The sequence below is a fragment of the Faecalibaculum rodentium genome (assembly GCF_001564455.1).
GTDB lineage: Bacteria > Bacillota_I > Bacilli_A > Erysipelotrichales > Erysipelotrichaceae > Faecalibaculum > Faecalibaculum rodentium.
Genome location: NZ_CP011391.1, coordinates 2,394,104 through 2,416,269, shown reverse-complemented (window position 1 = coordinate 2,416,269; position 22,166 = coordinate 2,394,104). Strand labels below are relative to the sequence as shown.

15 protein-coding genes are annotated in these 22,166 nt (G+C 47.3%); 11 read left to right on the top strand and 4 right to left on the bottom strand.

Translation table 11 applies throughout. From position 1 onward, the window contains the following. Positions 1–4 precede the first annotated feature (4 nt). The 7 genes from aalo17_RS11780 to aalo17_RS11750 all read left to right on the top strand — a co-directional run bounded on the left by aalo17_RS11780 (position 5) and on the right by aalo17_RS11750 (position 11,532). Positions 5–4,282 (top strand): DUF7604 domain-containing protein, encoded by a 4,278-nt coding sequence (locus aalo17_RS11780; RefSeq protein ID WP_067559801.1) that lies wholly within the window; start codon positions 5–7, stop codon positions 4,280–4,282. Between the two features lie 88 nt (positions 4,283–4,370). Beyond that, on the top strand, positions 4,371–5,840 hold the full coding sequence (locus tag aalo17_RS11775) for a SpaH/EbpB family LPXTG-anchored major pilin (protein ID WP_067559800.1): 1,470 nt from the start codon (positions 4,371–4,373) through the stop codon (positions 5,838–5,840). Between the two features lie 78 nt (positions 5,841–5,918). Further along, positions 5,919–6,746 (top strand): class C sortase, encoded by an 828-nt coding sequence (locus aalo17_RS11770; RefSeq protein ID WP_236940481.1) that lies wholly within the window; start codon positions 5,919–5,921, stop codon positions 6,744–6,746. Positions 6,747–6,763: 17 nt separating this feature from the next. After that, positions 6,764–7,417: an LPXTG cell wall anchor domain-containing protein gene (locus tag aalo17_RS11765; protein ID WP_067559798.1), complete on the top strand. Its 654-nt coding sequence runs from the start codon at positions 6,764–6,766 to the stop codon at positions 7,415–7,417. Between the two features lie 135 nt (positions 7,418–7,552). Further along, entirely contained in the window at positions 7,553–8,854 is a 1,302-nt protein-coding gene (locus tag aalo17_RS11760; protein WP_067559796.1) for a hypothetical protein, read from the top strand. Next, a complete protein-coding gene (locus tag aalo17_RS11755) occupies positions 8,851–11,316 on the top strand; it encodes a hypothetical protein (protein WP_067559794.1) in 2,466 nt (821 codons plus the stop codon). The genes aalo17_RS11760 and aalo17_RS11755 overlap by 4 nt, the downstream gene beginning before the upstream one ends. An 18-nt stretch (positions 11,317–11,334) precedes the next feature. Further along, positions 11,335–11,532 carry a hypothetical protein gene (locus aalo17_RS11750; RefSeq protein ID WP_067559792.1) on the top strand — a complete coding sequence of 66 codons (198 nt, stop codon included), beginning with the start codon at positions 11,335–11,337 and terminating at the stop codon, positions 11,530–11,532. 718 nt (positions 11,533–12,250) lie between these two features. Here aalo17_RS11750 and aalo17_RS11745 read toward each other — a convergent pair. Continuing rightward, positions 12,251–13,138: an IS3 family transposase gene (locus aalo17_RS11745; protein WP_067554248.1), complete on the bottom strand. Its 888-nt coding sequence runs from the start codon at positions 13,136–13,138 to the stop codon at positions 12,251–12,253. After that, positions 13,135–13,434 (bottom strand): transposase, encoded by a 300-nt coding sequence (locus tag aalo17_RS11740; RefSeq protein ID WP_067554245.1) that lies wholly within the window; start codon positions 13,432–13,434, stop codon positions 13,135–13,137. Before aalo17_RS11740 ends, aalo17_RS11745 begins: the two co-directional genes overlap by 4 nt. Positions 13,435–14,618: 1,184 nt before the next feature. On the opposite strand from aalo17_RS11740, the gene hrcA reads away from it, so the two are divergent. From hrcA to dnaJ, 4 genes are all read left to right on the top strand, one after another. Next, positions 14,619–15,725: a heat-inducible transcriptional repressor HrcA gene (gene hrcA / locus aalo17_RS11735; protein WP_067559790.1), complete on the top strand. Its 1,107-nt coding sequence runs from the start codon at positions 14,619–14,621 to the stop codon at positions 15,723–15,725. Continuing rightward, positions 15,649–16,236 (top strand): nucleotide exchange factor GrpE, encoded by a 588-nt coding sequence (gene grpE / locus aalo17_RS11730; RefSeq protein ID WP_067559788.1) that lies wholly within the window; start codon positions 15,649–15,651, stop codon positions 16,234–16,236. The genes hrcA and grpE overlap by 77 nt, the downstream gene beginning before the upstream one ends. Before the next feature lie 19 nt (positions 16,237–16,255). Next, positions 16,256–18,067, top strand: a complete 1,812-nt coding sequence (gene dnaK, locus aalo17_RS11725; protein ID WP_067559786.1) for a molecular chaperone DnaK — start codon at positions 16,256–16,258, stop codon at positions 18,065–18,067. Positions 18,068–18,402: 335 nt separating this feature from the next. Next, positions 18,403–19,536 carry a molecular chaperone DnaJ gene (gene dnaJ, locus aalo17_RS11720; protein WP_067559784.1) on the top strand — a complete coding sequence of 378 codons (1,134 nt, stop codon included), beginning with the start codon at positions 18,403–18,405 and terminating at the stop codon, positions 19,534–19,536. A gap of 147 nt (positions 19,537–19,683) precedes the next feature. Here the strand turns inward: dnaJ and aalo17_RS11715 are convergent, their stop codons facing one another. Next, positions 19,684–20,949 (bottom strand): ATP-binding protein, encoded by a 1,266-nt coding sequence (locus tag aalo17_RS11715; RefSeq protein ID WP_067559782.1) that lies wholly within the window; start codon positions 20,947–20,949, stop codon positions 19,684–19,686. 228 nt (positions 20,950–21,177) lie between these two features. Continuing rightward, positions 21,178–21,852 (bottom strand): HAD family hydrolase, encoded by a 675-nt coding sequence (locus aalo17_RS11710; RefSeq protein ID WP_067559780.1) that lies wholly within the window; start codon positions 21,850–21,852, stop codon positions 21,178–21,180. Positions 21,853–22,166 lie beyond the last annotated feature (314 nt).

Sequence of the window (22,166 nt, the reverse complement as noted above, 5' to 3'; positions counted from 1 at the left end):
TTTGATGATGAAGAGACACCGCCATATACGGAAAAAACTGGTGGGTGCTCTGGCAGCGGTCGTCGTGTTCTGCACGACCTATGCGCTGATCCTGCCAGCCGTGACGCTTTCCAGCGAGACACACTGCGGCAAGGAAGAGCACACGCATATAGAAGAGTGTTACAGAAGCGGGGAATATCTTTGCGGTCAGGAAGAATCTGACAGTACGGAAGGTCATGTCCATGACGAATCCTGTTACCAGGAAATGCAGACACTGATCTGCGGACAGGAAGAAAGCGAACTCCATGTGCATGATGAGACCTGTTACCTGACAGAACAGGTTCTGATCTGCGATAAGAATGAGTCGGAAGGCACGGAGGGACATATCCATACCGACGACTGCAAAAAGAGCAGCGAACCGATGTGTGGGAAAGAGGAACACACCCATTCCAGACAATGCGAATCCGATCCGGAAGCCGTGGAAACGGAAGAGGACTGGAAAAAGACGGTTCCGGCTGATCTGAAAGAAGATGTCCGGGAACGAGTTTTGCAGGTGGCGGAAAGCCAGAAGGGATACAAGGAATCGGACAAGAACTTCCGGGTCAACGATGACGGCACGGAAGACGGCTTTACCAGGTACGGGGAATGGGCTGGTGACCGATATGGTGACTGGAACAATGCCTTCACCGGCTGGGTTCTGAAGTATGCCAATGCGAAAGCCGGCTGGAAGTCAAATGCCGATGAATGGATCGCTGCCCGGTCCGAAGATCTGGTCAAGGATGCCAAAGAGGCGAAGGCCGGGGATGTGGTGTTCTATCAGGATGATGAAGGCAAGAGAAAGTCCGGTATCCTGGAAAGTTATGATGAAGCATCAAAGAAAGCAAAAATATATGCGGGAGATGTCGAAAAATCTGTAAAGGTAATTGACCGCTCTGCTGCACAGCTGATCGGTTCTCTGCAGATCTCAGAAAAAGCACCATCCGAGAATGGTGCAGACACTGAGACTCCAGGTGATGGTTCCGGAGAGGACAATCCTGAGGATTCCGAATCTGACCAACAGACAAAAACGGTTTCCATCGAGGGCGCTGACAATAAAGTACAGACTGGTGACGAAATCACATTGACGGCTGTTCCTCAGGGATTCGAGGATGGTGAAATCCTGCATTATCAGTGGCAGTACAACGATACAGAAAACGCAGATTCTGAAGCCTGGAAAGATCTGGAGGGTGAAACTTCCGATAAACTGACGATTCTGGTTACAGACGACAATCTGACTCACCACTGGCGTGTAGGGATTACACAGGAGGTAAGCACAGATTCTTATACAGGCGGTGGAAACACTGAGGGAGCGGCCTACAAGCTGAAACCTCTTGTTCCTGTTCAGAAACTGGAAGAAGTGATGACTGGTTCAGAAGAAACAGCTTCAGATGGTACAGAAACTATCTATTCAGGAGATGTGGTTCTGAAGACGGCCAATGAAGAGACGGATGGAATTAACGCAGCTGCGGAAACAGATGTGACGCCGAACTCATTCATCATTGAAAAGAAATGGACGAAGCAGCCTCTTGAAAGTGAAGTTACTTCTGTTCCTGTCCAAATCCGCTATGGAGACTACAATCCTGAAACCTATCAGCCGGACCTGCTGGAGGGTATGGTAGATCCCAATCCGGTCATCATGGAAACCGAGATCAGCTATGATTCCGGATCAAGAACCTGGAAACGGGAAATCAGTTACAGCGAACTTCTGACTAAGTTCAAAGAGAAATACCCGGATCAGACTGCGGACTATACAAAGTTCTACGTTACAGAAACCCTTGATGGGTATCTCGCTTCCTACCAGCGGCAGGAAGTTGTAGATGATAATTTCCGAACAGTTAAATCACAACCTGCATCTCAGCTGGAAGCGGGCAAGCAGTACGTGATTCTCAACGATGACCAAAACAGGGCCCTGGGAAGAAATGGCAGCAGCTATTCAACAAATACTTATGATGGTTTGCTTACTGACTCGATCCTGTGGACGGCTGCCAGCCATAATGGGGGCTTCGCGTTGAGTAATAACAACTATTATTTAAGGATTAATTATGGTGTTTTGAGACTTACGAGTACTCCTAATAACAGATCGTCATTCATTGTTAATGATGATGGGCTTAGGTCTGAGAACTATTATATTGACTACGGTTCTGATCATTTGTGGTATACTTCAAGTTTTAGGGCGGATTCCTCTCAACATAGAGCTCACATATATGAAGTGGTTGCGCAGGAGAAACTGGATATCCAGTACACCATTACAAACACCAAGGTTGCTTCAGGATCATTTGGTTCCGGAACCATTCCCATGGCGGAAAAGGAAATCCCGCATTCGAAAATGATTGATTATCTGGGAGATTCTGTCGTGAATCCTGATGCGGGATATGGATCAGATAAGAACCTTTCTGATTCGTACCGCTTGTATCTGGATGCCGGACCAATTGCAGATGAGAACCCTGTCAATTTGATTCTGGTTCTGGATACTTCAGCGAGTATGAATGAAAATCTGGGTAACACAAGTACGTCTCGCTGGTCGAATCTTAAAAATACTTTGGTTGGTAATACTGGTGTTTTACAGGATTTCTACAAGTTGAATTCTATGAACCAGGTTCGATTGATTACTTTTGCGTCTCTTGCAACTATAGATAATACCGTATATAAGGATTTTAGCAGTGTTAAGAACAAGTTGAATGGTACATCGCTTCAGAGTGGGGACTTGGGAGGCACGAACTATGAGGATGCACTTTTAAAGCTTTCAGGCGTCATTGATCAGACGCCAAGAGGTTATTCCACATATGTAATCTTCCTAAGTGACGGCGTACCTACTGTACATAATGATGGCAATAGGTATGAAATCGGTGGTAGCAATGAGACCAATATGGTTGATGCAAAGGGAGTCGTAAGCCAGATCAATGCATTATATGCAGATTCAACTAGGCAATTTACATTAAGTACAATTGCTTACGATACAACTCCGACCGTATTCTTGGCCAAAAATCCAAATGGAGTAGGAAAATTTACTTATGAAGGGAAAACAATAGATGTCCCAGATTTGCCCTCTAAAGATGGATTTTGTGGCAGCGCAACAGATGTAACTTCTCTGCAGGAACAGCTATATCTGATGTGCATTGGCCCACGCTGTGACAATTTGGTGATTCAGGATACACTTTCTCAAAATGTCAATTTCGATTTAGTAAACACAACTATCATTGTCAAGGCAATTCCAACAGGAGCTGCAGCACCTGAACCAGTCATCATCTATCAGACACCTTCCCTGAATAAGAGTGAAGTAAGTCCGAAACAGGCATTACCGAATGAAACTTCGAATTTCAGCTTTGAGAACAGGGATACGATTGGCACGAATGTGAATGTCAAAAACTGGACAAATGCTCAGGTGTTTGGCAGTACTGGTGGCGTGTTTGTTGATCTGAAATCCAAGACAATTCAGCTGAAATTCAATCCGGACTGGTCCATGGATCCTGCCTACAGATATGAACTCAGTTTCAATGTAGAAACAACTGCCGAAGCGTATGAGAAGTTTGATAATCAGCAGATGACATACAACGAATCTGGAGATTCCAACAGTGATTACCGGCCATCTGGCAACACAACTTCGAGCAACCGCGGAGGATTCTTCTCAAATGAAAGTTCTGCTCTGAATTACCGATATAAGAATCCATATAAAGAATCCGAAACACAATGGCTTGCAACAAATCCCGGTAGCGGAGTTATAGAGATTACTCCATATCAGAAACCTGTTGTTCAGACTGATGCTGCTTTGCTGGATGTATTCAAAGTGTCCAGTGATGGTAGTGAAAAACTGAATGGTGCCGTATTCGAAATCTATGATGACCTGACGAAAGATCCGCTTAGAGAATATACGACGAGCGGTTCCGGAGAGAATGCAGGTCATATAGATATTGGACGAGTTCAAAACGGAAAAGTTTATTACCTGAAGGAGAAAACACCGCCTGCCGGATATCTGCAGGACAATGTGATCTTCAAGATTACATTCAATGGCAAGGATACTACTGTTGAAATTCTGGATGGTAATGGAAAACCAGGTGAATTTGATTCTGATAGGTATGTATCAGTTGGAATTAATGGAAGACGTGTAACGCTTACTATTAAAAATGAGGCAGGTAAACCGCTGCCCAACACCGGTGGATCCGGTACACAACTTCTTACATCCGCAGGCGCGGCAATGATTGCCGGTAGCCTGCTCATGTACGGATACAAAAAGAGGCTTAGGGGCAAAGAAAGGGGGTTGAAGTAAAAGCCTCCGCCCCTGACCTTAAGGGGATTTGTATTCGATAAATAAAAAATCCGGGAATTTGATACCGGAAAGGAAAAGAAAGGAAATTATGAACAAAAATTTTAAAAAGATGTTCTCTGTTGCCGCAGCAGCTACTATGGTGGCTGGTGTTGGCCTGACAACAGTCAATGCTGCAGAACTTGCCGCCGGCGAGGGAACCATTACCATTGCCAATGCCCAGAAGGGAAAAACGTATACTGCCTATCAGATTTTTGAGGTAAGCGCTACAGAACAGACTCATGATGTAATCAACCCTGGCGTAGAGTTTGATGATAAAAGAACTGCTTCTTATATTGCGACAGAAGAGCAGAAAACATTCTTTGCTTCAGCAAATCCTGAATTATTTAATTTCCAGGCTACTGCAAATGGCAAGTATAACGTAGCAGTTAAGACTGGAATCACAGGTCAAGATATTGCTACATTCCTGAATTCGAAAGAAGTTGATGATTTGAATAAAGTATTCGATCATAAATCTGTGACGGCAGATACAGCAGGTGCATTGTCCATTACAGATGTTCCTTATGGTTATTACTATGTAAAAACAGATGCAGGAACGATTGCCAGCATTAATACAGCAACTCCCAGCGTGACAATTACCGATAAGAACAAACCGACTAATGTTGATAAGAAGGTTAATGATCCTGAAAATACTCAAGTAGATGCCGATCACTCAACCGCTTATGTTGGAGAAATCAAATCCTTTGAGATTACCACAAACATTGAACCTGGTCTGAAATCTTTCACCATCACCGATACGATGGGAACGGGTCTGGAACTTGTTGCTGATTCTATCTCTATAACTCCTAGCACATTGACAAATGACAAAGATTATTCAGTCTCTGTAGATGGCCAGAAAATCACTGTTGCTTTCAAAGATACTTATCTGCAGAGATTAACAGCTTCCACTTCTGTAACGATTACTTACCGGGCAACAGTAACGGATGCTGCAGTTTCTGCAGGATCCGTACAGAACACTGTCGTAGTTAAGCCGGGAGATAACGATACAGTCAATGACTTTGTAAAAATCTTCCTTGGAAAAGCTGACTTCACAAAGGTGGATGCAAACGACGAGGCTACCACTCTTGCTGGTGCAGAATTCGAGATTTATACAGAAGCCACTGAAGGAACAAAACTGAGTTTTATCAAGGATGGAGATACATATCGTTATGTACAGGCTCCTGTAGATGGTGACAGTTCTGTAACCACTCTGACTTCTGGAACTGATGGTCAGTTCCACGTGACTGGTCTGCCTGAAGGTTCCTACTGGCTGCAGGAAACCAAAGCACCGGCTGGTTATAACCTGATGACATCCCGTCAGCAGTTTAATGTAACTCTTAATGATACTAATGTTTCGAATCCTTCTATGAATGAAGTGAAGGCAAACATCGAGAACACCAAGGGTGGTGCGACTCTGCCTTCCACAGGTGGTATGGGTACAACGGCTCTGTACACGATTGGCGGCCTGATGGTTGCTGGTGCAGCAGTACTATTCGTTGTTCGCAAGAGAATGGCTGCATAAGCTCTTTTGACAAGTTGATTTACTGTCGTTGAATCAGGAAGACTGCCTTCCTGATTCAATGGCAGGGAGAACTCTGCAATGAAGTTTATAAGAAAGAATCTCACCACGATTCTCCTCATAATCATTTTCACGGCAGGGTTGTCCCTGCTGTTGTATCCGACAGTTTCGGACTGGGTGAATTCAATGTATGCATCCAGGGCGGTTGTATCCTATGAGGATACGGTAAATCGCATGAGTCCGGAGGAATATGATCAGATGATTGAGGGAGCAAAGGAATACAATTCTTTGCTTTCTAAGGAGACTTACCGGTTCAATCCTTCGGATGCATTGCACAAAAAATATGAGGAGACATTGAATATTACGGAAGATGGAATGATGGGAATCCTGAAAATTCCGTCTTTGCGTGTAAACCTGCCCATCTATCATGGAACGGATGATTCAGTTTTAAATACTGCTCTGGGTCATATTGAGGGTTCCTCTCTGCCGATCGGGGGTCAGGGAACTCATTCAGTAATTTCAGGGCACAGGGGACTGCCATCTGCCAAGCTCCTTACAGATCTTGATGATTTGGAGGAAGGGGATTATTTCATGATTCAGTCACTGGATAATCTTATGACATACCAGGTAGATCAGATTTCCATTGTGCTGCCAACAGATTATTCAAAGCTGGAGATAGAAGATGGAAAAGATTATGTCACTTTGATGACATGTACGCCATACGGTATCAATTCGCATCGTCTAATGGTACGCGGTCACCGTGTGGACAACCTGCCGGATGATTTCATCAATACACGAAATGAGGCCATGCTCATTGACTCGAAGCTTGTGGCGCTGTTCATTGCCGTTCCTGTCCTGATCGGACTCTTTGTCTGGGTAATGGCCAGAGGACGGAAAAAGAAAGGTTAGAAAGTTGAGGGAAACTTATGAAGGGAATTTTGAGAAAGTTATGGATCCTTCTGCTGATCCCGCTGTTTGCGGCGATGCCCGTTGCAGCGCAGGATATTGATTTGAACGAGCGAGGATCCCTGACGATTTCATTCAATGGAAAATACCCGCTGGAGGGATCATCCTATGCCATCTGGCAGGTGGCGACCATTGGGGTATCAGAGGATGGTCCATATGAGTATCAGAATGCACCGGGGTTTGAAGGAATCCGGTTCCACTTTACGGAGCAGGATCTGAACTACTGGGATGCGGATGAGTCTCATCCTCTGATTGAGTTTGTGGGTGACTACATCGATCAGGAAGGCCTGCAGCCCTATGCTACGAGGACCATCGGGGAATCCAACACGGTGACATTCAGCGATCTGCCCCTGGGGATCTACTATGTCCGTCAGACTGAGCTGGGGGAAGCCGGGTATGTCATGACTTCCTATCTGGCAACGATCCCGGATAAGTCCGGCAGCTATGATGCGACTTCCTTTGGCAAGACGGACTCGTACAGAAAGAAACCGACGAAACCGTCAAAGGCGAAGACGGCGGCTGAGCTGCAGCAGGATCAGTTCCTGATGCTGGCAGGGATTTCCCTGAGCGTACTGGCACTGGTGGTGCTGTGGAGGCGGAAGAAGGAAGCTTGAGTTCGTATATTGGTTTTTAATTCTTATGTCTGATTTGGGATTTCAGAGCTTCTGAAATCCCAATTTTCAAAAATCTAAAACGCAATAAAACAGATATTATACGGTTTTGCGTTTGAAGATGTAGTAAGGAGTTTTATGGAAATAGTATTTGGCGTTTTAATAGGTATTATCATTGCCATGAAAGACGAGATACTGGGTATTCCTGTTTTTCAGCACATAAATACTATTTATAATCGCAGAAGCTGGATGCAAATGTTGGTTATCGGAGTGTTTCTTGGTCTTCTTGGGTCGTATATCATTATGACGAATTACGAAGAAACACCTGGTATTCCGGGATTTGTAATGATATCGGAACAGTATCCGTTATTACATCTCTTGCTTGATATAGCCGTTGTGCTGATTGTCATCATTATCACTGTAAAGACTATGAATCCGGACACATATAGACAGCGTGGGAATAAAAAGAATAGGACTAATGGTCTGCAAATTACAAAAAATGAAACGGCTGACCAACAGGTGGAACCAAGGAAGAGAATCCATTTGGTTTCAATGATAAGTCCTCAAAAACTATCTGTAGATTATTCGGTGTTGAAACGGTTTCTAAAGTCCAATGATGAAGAATTAGAGTACAAAGCGATTATTCTCAGTTATGTATTAAAACAGATTGAGTTAGATCTGCAAAAAAACTCGGAAGAAACTGACTGGAATGGAGAATTGCAGAAGTTGAAGGATCCGGCTTCTGCAATCGAATTGATGAATAATGTGGCAGAGGCGACTATTTTCAACTGTTTTGAATGCTCCCCAAGAGGTAGACGAGAATCAGAGATTTTTCTCAAACGGCTGTTCTCAGAGCAATTGAAGGCCTGTGACAAATCTCTATCTACTCGTAAATTTACAGATCAGGTTTTCTTTCTTCTTATGCTGCAGTTTTTTCATGAACAGAAAAATGGTACCGGAAAAGCATCAGCATTATTAACCTGTTATCTGGACATGCTGGGGAAAACTGTTACTGATGGTACAGCTTCGAGGGAAAAGGTAGCCCGGTCATACATTGCGGCCTTACATGGATTTACGGCTTTGTATGTCAGTCAATTATTTGATGAAGCAAATCTGAAAAATGTAAAGACTCCTATCATTTTGGCTGAACTCGAATATCCAGATAAAGAGATGCAGCAAACGGTTCAGCGGTATATGGAATCAGGACTCTATGATAGTAAAGATTCTGATGCTGCCAGTTTTGAACATATCCGGAACGTATATGAATATGCCTGCAGGTATATCTTAAACACAAAGTCCTTTGTTGACTGGAACAGCATTACGTTTCCTAAGAAGGGAGAAGAGTATGGCAAACAGGTCAGAAATGCAGTATTCAATGCCACACTCTTTTGTCGCTATCCATCTGAATTGATTGCCATCTTAGAAAGAGGCTTAGTATGATTTACCGACTCGTATTGGCGAAGCCGAATGGGGGGACAAATAATGACGCTGTATTAGGTTCTTTCAGGTCATTGACACGCAACCACTTCCCGCAATTACTGAAAGCTCATGATAAATTACCTGATATAAATATAAATGATTCAGCACAGTCTAATTCACTGGTATTCTATAAAAAGAAAGATCCGGAGCAGTTTTGGAAGCGGATTGATCAGTCTCCCTATCTCCTCGTTGGGTTCGTGATTATCTCGGAAAATGTTGGGAATAGCATTCCATCCATACCGAAGGCTGTCTCAGAATTGACAAATGGAAGGGCCAGGAGAAATAATTGCTGGTTTCAAAGCCTTGATACTTACAATCTGGTTCTGTTTCAGGCAGGAGATACATACGAAAAAGCGTGGAGGAGATATTTATCGGAAATCAAGCGCCTGCGCAGATTTGGTGTCTCTGTTTCGAACATGTATACCATAGTTATGATCAACCCGGGAACCGACAAACTACAGTCAGATGAGTTATTGTCCGGCGAGTTAAAAATCAAAATCAGAAACAAAGATGAGCTGTCTGATATTTCAAGGCAAAACTCTGATATGTGGGATTTCTTTTCTGTTGAAAACAGATTTGAGACAACGATATCAGGTGGTAGCCTGCTCAATGTTCAGGGAGACTCCAGGATATCCAGTACAGCAGGAGCGATAGATGTTGTTGTTCCCTTTACGAATAAACGAGCAGCTAACTTCTTTGCGGTTTTTGAAAAAGTGATTAAGCAATTTGAGCAGTTTAACGTCAAGTTATATAGCCCATGGAGTGCTTGTGAAGATATATATCGAAATCTGCCATATAGAGTAGGTAATTCTCGAAAATCAGGAGTAGAGAGTAATAATGCTGTAGAGCCAAAGAATCATGCCTATTTCAAATCAGCATATCAGTACATACGGCAACAGGAAGAAAATAGATTGTTAAACCCAATTTCTTTGCTGCTGTCATCTGTATTGCGGAAGTTACCAGATTTTGACAGTATAAGACAGCAAATAATTCAGAAAAATGATGAAGAGGCTTATCAGGATCTTATACAGAATATAGACATTACATCGAAAGCGTTCCAGGATTTACTGCTTTGCAATGCACAGTCCATGCTTCGAAGAAAAGACAGCCATTGGGAGTTTGATGGGATTGCACCAGCAACCTTGATTGGATTCAGTAGTGTATTGGCGGAAACCATGATTGAAGCACTCAGCAAGGAAGACAAGCCGAGTAAAGAATTCCTTGTGTTTTCTGCGCCGACTATCAGCAATCATTCATCTATTTGTAAAGTACCGTTTCAATCTGATGACACCATACGAGAGTTGTATATATATACTGTTAATTTCGGTTCAACACTAAAATTGAGTGACGGTTTGTTCACGGCGGCTCACGAGATCTCCCATTTTGCCGGGGATAAAATCCGCAGAAGAAAAGCCCGGGCAAAAATCCTGCTTGATTCATATTTTGATAATTTAACATATCTTTATGTATCTTTTCTTGAGGGAGAAAAGTTTTCTCTGGATGACTTTGCAAATATATTAGCCAAAGACCGTACACAAGATGATTTTATCAGGCTGAAAGATTTGTTAATGAAGAGTTTTGATGATTGGTCGTTCAGTGAAAAAGGAAGATGGAAAAACAAAGTTGAATCTATTGGGGATTCAGATCTTACAGCGAGCAGAATGGAAGCTGAGATCAAAGGTATTGGGCTGAAATCAGAGGAAAACTTATATAAATCATTATTGAATGATTATGTATTTATTCATGAGATGATGGCATCCGACCAGCGTGCAATACCAGTTGAGATTTTTGCAATTGTATACGCTTCCGCGTTTTCAAATCTGACAGATTTATTGGATCAGGCTCATCATCGAACACTTCGAACATTGGAGATCATGAGAGAGGCCTATGCAGATCTATCTGCTGCAGAGCTTTTAAAGATGACACCTCAAGAGTATCTTTTGGCAATGTTCAAAAGTCCAAAGAACGGAGATATGTCGATCAACAGCCGTATTAGAATAGCAATCATATTGCTGATACTTGATAACGGAATTGTGGATCCCAGAGACTATACTCAATCAGATTTTGATTCTCTGCTTTCTAATGAGCCACACATGAAGGATTCCAGGAAAAATGATATCAGTTATATCACAGAGATGCAGATGAGGATAATCAATTCACTTCACACGGAAATCAGTGATTGGTATAATATCGAAAACAAGTTTCTTGTTGGAGATCTTGGTCGAATTCTTCAATATTTGTTGGAGTGCAGGAAACAGGAAGCGTGGAAGAAAACATTTCACAAAGTCCCTCCAAAATCCAGTCTCTTTTTGCTTCGGTCTGCTATGCATAACAGTAGTCCATTGAAAACCAGCGAGTTGTTTTCATATGTAAACCAGCTGTATTTTGATAAATACAGAGAATGTTTTAATGAATTATTATAGAATCACAGGAGATGAACAATGAATTTTGAAGAGTTGGTAATTAATAAGGTGATTAGAGATGACATTTCGCGGAGCATGAATACGAAGCTTCCTGATAGCTTTCGTGTTTCAGCTCATAAGAGAAGTACATATTATAATGTATCGCCTCTTGAAATGCCTGCCCAAACAGGCAAGGTAAATGTCACGAAACTTAAAAAGCCAAGTTTTATGAGATAAATATAATAACGCGCCAGTTTCCTTGACGGAAGGACCTGGCGCGTTGTCTTCAATATTCGAACTATCTGCAGAGTTTGCAAAGGTGGGCAGGCAAATTATACATCTGATGAAGGGTCTGCATTGTCTGGCACATGTTTCGGTGGCTGGATGTGGAGCAGTTTCCACAATCAGAAACTCAGGCAATCTGCCTGCTTTAGAATCTGAATGAGAGTCATGCCGGGTAAAGGTGATAGGGTACATATTAAGGAAAACCCTTAATGTTTGTACCCTATTTTTTTGCGTTTTCTGATGTTGCTTAGGAGGCTGCGCAAAATTTCCCGGATCTGATTCAGGCAGATAAAGCAGATAATCAGGCAGATAGCTCTATCGTCCGCGGATGATAGACGTAACCTTGTTTCTGGTGTCGTGGACGACCGAGAGACGCAATACAATGGGAGATACATGGTGAGGACATAATCAAAACAGGCATCCGGACCCTTCAGGCACGGGCTGATTGGTCCTATGTCAAGAAAACGGACACTGATTTTAGAGAGTCGGCAGATACTGCCAATTCTACGAAAGATTTCCTCCGCTTCCTCCCTTGACAGTGGGGCCCACTATCCCCTGGACCCCTTTCTCTTGCCTTCATCCAAAGAGTCAATATCTGACAGTTCTTGGCTGAAGGCTCATCAGTCTACCAGGGGATAGCCCACTGTAAAGGGCGCTCCAGAATTCTTTCTCAGTCAGTGCTGGTCCTTTGGAACATTACTTCATATTCTGCTGGGGACATATATCCACAGTGGCTGTGTATCCGTTCAGGGTTGTACCAGTCATCTATATACTGACTCACCAGTCGGTATGCATGCCTGTAGTTCTGTATATCGAACCTGCTCAGCCATTCCCTCTTGATCAGGGAGTGGAATGATTCAATACAGGCGTTGTCATACGGAACTCCTTTTGCTGAATAACTGCGAATCATTCCTCTGGTCAGTTTTCTGTACAGATCACAGGTATAGTGGATTCCTCGGTCCGTATGAATCATTATCGGTTCCTGGGACGGCCGGCGTTTTCTGGCTTCTTCGATCGATTTCAGAATTGGACCTGTGTCCAGCGTTTTTGTAAGCTTCCAGGAAATGATCCTTCTGGAATACAGATCCATGATGCAGGCAAGGTAAACGAATCCGTCCAGCTTTGTGTGGATATAGGTGATATCTGTGCACCATACGCAGTTTGGGTGAGCCGGAGAGAAGTTTCTATCCAGAAGATTCTTCAGATTTCCACTGAAATCACTTCGTATTGTGGTTTGTGTATGAGGCTTGACCCACTGTGCTCGGATCCCCATTTGACGCATATAAACACCAACGGTCCTTTCTGTAATGGAGATCCCTCCTGAGTTCAGGATTTTAGCGATTTTTGGCGCTCCGTAGTTTTCGTGGCTGTCTTCATAAATCTGAAGGATGGCCTTTTTCACATCATGCCTGCGCTTTTCCTGGTGGCTGGGTTTCCGCTTTAAATAGTCGTAATAGCCAGATCTTGAAAGACCAAGTTTATGAAGCACCCTGGATACCGAGAATTGGATTCCAGCTTTATGATCCTCGGCAACAAGTTCGTATTCGACCTGCTTCAGTTTCCCAGAATGCTTATGGCTTTTTTTAGAATCTTCAAAGCCTCCTGTGAGTCCCTGAGTTCTCGTTGAAGCCTGACATTTTCTTTGAGAAGGTCTTTTTCTTCCTTGTCATTATTATGAGCTGTCACAGCTGAAAGACCGGATCGGTTGAAATCTGCCCTCCATCTTTCCAGGGTGCTGCGGCCTACACCAAGTGTTTCAGCACATTCTATAACGGTCATTTCTGGATGGTTAGTCAAAAATTGAACCGCATCCTGCTTGAATTCATCTGTAAATGTTTTACGTTTCTTTGCCATAGATTTTCCTCTTTCATAGTGATTGTAGTTCTATGACATAGATACCGGTATTCTTAGAATCTCTAAATGGACTGTCCGTAAATTATTCTAAGGTCAGATGCCTGTTTTGCACATTGCTTTCGCTGCAACCATAAAAGATGAAACAATGGCTCTTCATTTATCCAGACAGCGGACAGTGATCCCGCCTCCGACAGAACCTCTTTGTATCGGTCTGTCTCTGTCTTCAGTCTGGCGTACTCATCCATTTTTACATCGAAAGCCTGTTTCTGCCTGGTGATGATCGCATTGTTCCTGACAATGGTTTATTCCAGTTCTGAAAGTTTCTTCCTGGTGCTCTCAAGTTTGTGACAGGCATTTGTGACTCCCTGCCGCTGCTCACTGTTTAAACGATACCAGCATGGTTCGAAATAGTTTTCTTCAAGCAAAGGATTAGACCAGGCTGATGGATGAATCCATATTCCTGTACTCTTCCAGTTCAGCCCTCAGTCTTGCCTTCTTGCCATCCAGGCTGGAAAGAATGCTCTCCTGTTCCGTTATCTCAATGTTCAGCCTCGCTAATCTGGTCTCTCTTTCCGCAGAAATAACCAATATGTTCCGCAACTCCTGTCCGAGGCTCCGGACGATTCTCTTTTGTTCATTGCTGTCATTCCCGCTGCTGGAGAAAGTACAGACAGAGATTGCGGATCGATCGCAAAGAATAAAGCCTCTCAGAATCTGGGTTTCTGTGGGATACGTTTCTTGTATCGGTGCCTTGTACAAAAATAGGGTACAAACTTACCTGATTTTATCAAATTTGTACCCTATTTTTGTACTATGACCCACGACCGGCGCTCAGTCTGGCATCTGATTCAGGCAGCTGAAGCAGACAGCCGGCCTTTCCTCCATCAACAGCAGTAAACGAACCTCCCTTATCTATTCGGGCTTGTCTGCCACCATCGGCCTGAGAGCAAACCAGCCCTTTTCACCCATCATCGGCATCTGAAAGACCACTAAGGATCATGGCGGTTTCTCCTGCAGACCATCCAATCGCAAATCGGCAGCCGGACAGTCACATCATTATCCCTTGTATATGGAGATATGGGAAAATGGATTTGCCGAAGATAGCATCCGACTGTTGACTCTGCTAAAAAGAGTGGTATTCTGTTAGCAGACAAGAGGTCCGAGTGCTAGAAAGGGGCGGTGATATGGAACTGACCCAGCGGCAGAAACTTATTTTCAGGACCATTGTGGAACGGTTCACCTGCACCGCCGAGCCGGTTGGCTCGAAGGCGCTCATGGAACTGCTGGATCATCCGCTGTCCAGTGCCACGATCCGAAACGAAATGGCTGTGCTGGAACGCGCAGGTCTGCTGGAGAAAACACACATCTCCAGCGGACGCATTCCCAGCCGCCGGGGTTACCGCTATTATGTGGAGAACCTGATGGAGACTTCGCTGCCGACAACGGTGCGCACGACCCTCCGGGACATCTTCATGGAGCGGCAGTATACCCTGGAGGAAGTCGTCCGGATCGCCAGTGATGTCCTGTCGGAAATGACCAGCCTGACCAGCATTGTCCTGGGACCGGATGCATCCGGTCAGAGACTGCAGCACGTGGCGATGGTGCCATTGAGCACAGACTCCGCCGTGGCGCTGTTTGTCACCGACACCGGACACACCGAGAACAAGCTGTTCCGGTTTGAGCAGGACGTGAGCCTGCCCGATCTCACCACCTGCACGGATCTTCTCAACAGTCACCTGAAGGGAATCCGTCTGGAAGACATTGCGGGGCACCTGGAAGAGCTCCGGCCGCTCATGGCGGCGAAGCTGGCACGAAGCGAGGTGCTGTACGAAGCCTTTGCGGCGGCGTTCATGAACTTCGCGGCGGAAAAAATGGCGGTATCCGGCCGCAGCAACATGCTGGCCCAGCCGGAGTTCTCCGACGTGAACCGGGTCCGGAAGCTGATGAAGATCCTGGAAGACAGCGATCTGTTCAATGCCTGGACCCATCAGTCCACGAACATCGCGGTCCCCATCGGGGGGCGCAATGAACTGATCCAGATTGGAGACTGTTCCGTTGTCACGGCGAAATTCAGGACCTGTGACGAGGAAGAGGGACGCCTGATGGTGGTTGGTCCCAATCGCATGCCTTATGCCAGGGTCATTGCGCTGACAGACGCCATGAGCGATGTCATCGAGGAGATCTTTGGCACAGACAAAAAAGGAGGTAGGCAGGATGAGCAAACACAAGAAGCCGCAGCAGGAAACGGAACCGGCGGAAATGAAGCCGGAAGCCGAAAAAGCGGCGGCTGAAGAAGAAGTGACTGCCGAACAGGAAGCACCTGCGCCGGAAACCGATCCGGCTGCCGAACTTCAGTCCATCATCTCCAAACTGGAGGATGATCTGAAAGAAGCCAAAAACGATGTGGCCCGCGCCTATGCGGACGCAGACAACACGAGAAAGCGCCTGGTGAAACAGGCAGAGGCGGACCGGAAGTACCGGTTCCAGCAGGCGGCGCTTGAGCTGCTGCCGGTGCTGGATTCCATGAACCTGGCCCTCGCCAATGCACCTCAGTCCGAGGAGACGCAGAACTTCGTGAAGGGATTCGAAATGATCCGCACGAAGCTCGAGGATGTCCTGGACAAAGAGGGCGTGAAGGAAATCGACGCCGAAGGCAAACCCTTCGATGCTGCCACCATGCAGGCAGTGATGCAGGAACCTGCAGAAGGCGTCGAGCCCGGAACCGTCACCCAGGTGCTTCAAAAAGGATATATGTTGAAAGACCGGATGCTTCGTCCGGCCATGGTGAAAGTCAGCGCGTAAGCTGAGGAGGTATTCACAAATGAGCAAGATTATCGGTATCGATTTAGGCACAACCAACAGCTGTGTCGCTGTGATGGAGGGCAAGGAACCCAAGGTCATCCCCAACCCGGAAGGCAACCGCACCACTCCCTCTGTTGTGGCATTCAAGGACGACGAGCGCATCATCGGTGATGCCGCCAAGCGTCAGATCGTTGTAAACCCCAACACCATTGCATCCATCAAGCGTAAGATGGGCACCGGTGAAAAGGTCGACATCAACGGCAAGCAGTACACCCCGCAGGAAATCTCCGCGATGATCCTGCAGTACCTGAAGGCCTATGCCGAGGAATACCTGGGCGAGAAAGTCACCGAGGCTGTCATCACGGTTCCGGCGTACTTCAACGACGCACAGCGTCAGGCCACCAAGGATGCCGGCACGATCGCTGGCATGGAAGTAAAGCGTATCATCAACGAGCCGACAGCCGCAGCGCTGGCTTACGGCATTGACAAGACAGACAAGGAACAGAAAGTCCTGGTTTACGACCTGGGCGGCGGCACCTTCGATGTCTCGATCCTGGAACTGGCAGATGGCACCTTCGAGGTTCTGTCCACCAACGGTGATACCCGTCTGGGTGGCGATGACTTCGATAACATCGTGGTTGACTGGATCGTCGATCAGTTCAAGAAAGACAACAACATCGACCTGCGCACTGACAAGATTGCCATGCAGCGTATCAAGGAAGCAGCCGAGAAGGCCAAGAAAGACCTGTCCGCCACCATGCAGACACAGATCTCCCTGCCCTTCATCTCCGCTGGTCCTGCCGGCCCGCTGCACTTCGACACCACGCTGACACGTGCAAAATTCAACGAAATGACCAAGTCCCTCGTTGAGCGCACGATCGTGCCCATCGAAAAGGCTCTGCAGGATGCAAACCTGTCTGTATCCGACATCGACCAGGTTCTGCTGGTCGGCGGTTCCACCCGTATCCCGGCTGTACAGGAAGCTGTAAAGAAAGCCACCGGCAAGGAACCCAACAAGTCCGTCAACCCGGATGAAGCCGTAGCCATCGGTGCTGCCATTCAGGGTGGTATCCTGGCTGGTGATGTCAAGGATGTGCTGCTGCTGGATGTCACTCCGCTGACACTGGGTATCGAAACCATGGGCGGCGTCATGACACCGCTGATCGAGCGCAACACCACGATCCCGACAAAGAAGACCCAGATCTTCTCCACCGCTGCGGACAACCAGCCTGCTGTGGACATCCGTGTCCTGCAGGGTGAGCGTCCCATGGCTGCGGACAACAAGGAACTGGGCAACTTCCAGCTTACCGGCATTGCACCGGCACGCCGTGGTCAGCCTCAGATCGAGGTAACCTTCGATATCGACTCCAACGGTATTGTGAATGTATCCGCCAAGGACAAGGCTTCGGGCAAGGAACAGTCCATTGTGATCCAGAACTCCAATGGTCTGTCCGAGGATGAAATCAACCGCATGGTCAAGGAAGCCGAGGAAAACAAGGCTGCAGACGACAAGCGCAAGGAAGAAGTGGAACTGCGCAACAAGGCAGAAAGCTTCATTGCCCAGATCGACGCAACTCTGGAAGACAACAAGGACAAGATCGGCGAAGCCGAGAAGAAACAGGTTGAGGACCTCCGTGCCGACCTGCAGAAGTCTCTTGACGAGAACGACATGGCTGCTGTACAGTCCAAGCTGGACGCTCTGGAAAAAGCCGCTCAGGCCATGAGCGCTTCGATGTATCAGAACGCACAGGGCGCTGCTCAGGAACAGCCGGCATCCGAGAAAAAGGATGACGACGATGTCGTGGATGCAGAGTTCGCCGAAAAGAAATAAACACTGAACATGCCTGCTGCACTGCAGCCGGTAAAACCCGGCGAGGGTGCAGAAACTACAGTGATTCATACAGCCGGCATGGCTGAACCAGGGAATGGAAGGAGCTTTGCTTCTTCCATTCTCCTATTCGGGACCCGGGCTTGCGATCGGAGACTTTCTCCGGCATGAATATTGCCGGTGGCAGGGAGTACCGGGCACGGATCTCGAACAGGGGAATGCAGGAAAAAAGTGACGGGCGGTATTGAAAGCAGCGCCCGACATGCGAACAATAACAGTGAGAGACAGTCACGAAAGGGAAACCCGCAAAAAGCGGGGGATTGAGAAAGAGGGAACATATGGCAGACGAAAAACGGGATTATTACGAGGTGCTGGGGGTCTCCAGGACCGCGACGGAAGAGGAAATCAAGAAAGCCTACCGGAAGCTCGCCATGAAATATCATCCGGATGTAAACAAGGAACCGGATGCCGAGGACAAGTTCAAGGAAATCAACGAAGCCTACGAAGTGCTGGGTGACGAACAGAAACGCGCCAACTACGACCGCTTCGGCTTTGCAGGCGTGGATGGCGGCTTCGCAGGCGGCGGTGCCGGCGGATTCGACTATAACGACTTGTTCCGCCAGGCCACCGGCGGCTATGGCTTCGAGGACTTCTTCGGAAGCATGTTCGGGGGCGGTCAGACCAGACGCCGGGCCAACCAGCCGATGCAGGGCGAAGACCATTACAGGCAGATGGCGATCGACTTCATGGATTCCGTCCATGGCAAGACCGAAACCGTGACGCTGGATGTCGAGGAACCCTGTGAGCACTGCCACGGCTCCGGAGCGGAGTCTCCGGAGGACATCGAGACGTGCTCCAAATGCCATGGCAGCGGCCGGGTGGTGCAGAGCGTCAACACGTTCTTTGGCACCATGCAGCAGCAGTCGGTTTGTGACCGTTGCGGCGGTACGGGCAAAGTGGTGAAGGAACGCTGTCACGAATGCCATGGCCAGGGCCATGTGCGGAAAAAAGTGAAGCTGGATATCAAAATCCCGCAGGGCATCCAGTCCGGTCAGCAGATCCGGATCCCCGGCAAAGGCGGTCCGGGAGAAAACGGAGGCCCCAACGGCGATCTGTATATCGAGATCATGGTGCGTCCCGATGCGCGGTTCAAGCGCGTGGGCAATGACATCTTCACCGAAGCGGAACTTCCGGTCCTGGACGCGATCCTGGGCACGACACTGTCGGTGGACACCGTCAACGGTCCGGTGGATCTGAAGATCCCCGAAGGCACGCAGCCGGGTCAGCGCTTCCGCCTCAAGGGCAAAGGCGTGACGAGCCGTACAGGTCAGGGGGATCAGTATGTGGATGTGAATGTCCAGATCCCGCGGCGTGTCTCGAAAAAGGAACGCGAGGCCTACGAACAGATCCGCAAGGGCGACTTCGCAGGTCCCTTCGAGAAGCTGAAAAACGCCTTCATGGGCGAAGACTAGGATGAATGATGACCGGATCCGGCCGGTTCCTGCAACGGGAGCCTGCCAGATCCGGTTTTGTGTTTACACTTCTGCTGTTTGGGGCTCTTCGTGCAAGTGGCTGGAGCCAAAACCGCTTATTCTGCAAACGCCGGATACCCCGGTGGATTACTGACCAGGGCGGCGCAGGTAGCGTACAGCGCGTCCACTGCCCATTCTGGTGAGATAACCGGATTTCAGAAGAGTATTGAGGATGGATAACGTCTGCTGACGGGACAATGAAAAAAGGGCTTCAAGATCCTGACGTGTGTACAGGACACCTGGTGTCATTTTATCCAGGTATTGAGACTGCTTTGAAGTCAAAGGCTGAAAGATGTCTGTAACGGGTAATTCAATTCTGATTCGGTGTGGACCCAGGTGGAACTGCGGCTTTGGCTCAGACCCGGCATAGGCTTCTTTGATTCGGGCGATTCCTGTTCCCAGCCGCTCAATCAGATGAAGGCGCAGAAAAATCCAGGCCAGTGTCTGATTGCGGGGATCGGAAACATTGTCATTCAGATATTCTTCTTCAGTAATAGTGATGGGTAATCCGCCAGGGGACGTGATTTGAATATGGTCCGGGTACATCTGGACAGAAACAAAACCAGGAAGGTTCCAGTTGCGGTGAATCAAAGCATTCACAAGTGCTTCCCGGAATGCGGTTTCCGGGATTCTCTCTGTTTTTTTTCGAAGGCTTTCTTCTATGGTTTCATAAACATATTGAGATTTGAAGAGTTCCAGTGCCTGCCAGTACTGGTCAATCAGGGAACATCCTGAAATGATTTTGCGGAGTCTTATGATACTCACAGAATCACCGAAGACAGTTAAATCAATTCCGGGAAAATCATTCTGATCAGACAGCAGTTCTGCAGCATGGTTAAACCGAGATCCGCTGAGCAGTCCAAGGGACCGCAGAGCATCATTGCCCAGTTTCTCTAAACCGAAGGCATTTTGCGCTTCCCGTTCCAACGCTGCAAACGTGAGATTTTCCCGGCTGGATGGGAGCTCATCCCATGTCATATTCCGTGATTCGAGAATCAAGTCCTGTAAAACGGCTCTGTCAGTTTCCACGGTAGATGATCCACGGCGCTCATATGCTTTTCCTTTGTACAGATAGGGACGATGCATTCCTTTGTACACATGAAGAGCAACTGTACGGTTATCTTCATTGACGGAAACATCATAAGGAGGGGCAGGAGTAAATGAATCGTTGATCATATGGGCAACGGATTCAGCAAACTGCGCCGGATGGTCGAGACCTGGTACAGTCAGATCATCTGCCACACCGAAAATGATATCTCCATCATGGAAATTGCCAAATGCGGATACAGTTTTAAGGAATGTTTTAGTCAAATCCTGTTTATATTCCAGCACATCAGATTCAGGCGCCATCATGAAGTTCTCCTTTCCTTGCGGATAATACGATTATATCGAAAACCAGACGAAAAGTCTTTCGTCTGGTTTTCGATATAGTTCGATAATCAAAAAAGCATGTATCGCCTGGTGTTCGATATAGACAGAGAGATGAAAAATCGCCTTTCATCTGAGATACTGTCGGGCGCCGACTGGACTCGTCCCGAAATCAGCCCTGGTCAGCCCGGCCCCGGCTCTGGTCCGGACAGATCACAACAGTGTTCCGTTGCTCATCGCAATCAGCCCTGCATGTTCCAGGGCATCCAGCACGCCGTCCGCCGTGAAATTGGCACAGGCCTGCACCTGCAAAGGAGCTTCCTTCATCGCTGCGGAAATTCCCGCAGCAGCCAGCATGCCCATATCATTGAAACCATCTCCCATGGCCATGACGCTGCCTGCCGGAATCCGCAGAATGTTCAGGATCCGCGCCACGACGATTCCTTTGTCAAACGTACGGTGTTCCAGTGCATCCAGCACCTGGTCTCTCATCGTGTCATCCGGAAGCAACCATGGGCGCTTCAGCCGGACTTTTCCCTGCGCCGCTTCCTGAATAGGGTTCTGGACCGGGTCCTCATCCTCGCCAGCCAGCACAACACGGCATCCCTGCTCCCTGGCATCCTTCATGATCCAGTCCAGTTCCTGATCCTCAAAGAAATCTTTTTCCAGAATCATCTTGCCTTTATCCTGAATACAGGCCCCATCGTAGCTGATCAGTCCGTCGAATCCGATCTCCGGCACTTGTCCAGCACAGCGCCCTGTCACGCCAAACACCAGGATTCCCTGTTTCTGAAGCAGCTGCACAGCCTTCAGTGCATGGCGAGATACTTCCTGCTGGCCATAGGGAATCAGAGTTCCGTCTATATCCATGAAAACGATTTGAATCATTGTGGTCCTTCTTTCCATGCCGGGACAGGTATCTGCCCTCTGCATCGCCTTATGACATCCAGTCCGTCCACACTGCACCAGGCAGCTTTGGTCACTGTCATTCAGCCACAGTCACCGTACCATGAAACCTGTTTTCTGTCCCCTCCATCCGTTCCCCTTCCTAAAAAGCCTGGATCCCGTGAAGAATCCGGTTAGGAAAACGGCGACAGTCACCTGCTGTTGTACGATATATAACAATCGAATATCGAGATAAAAATATCGAAAAACGATAAATATCTATCGACAAACGAAACCCTGAGGTGTATAACAAAAGT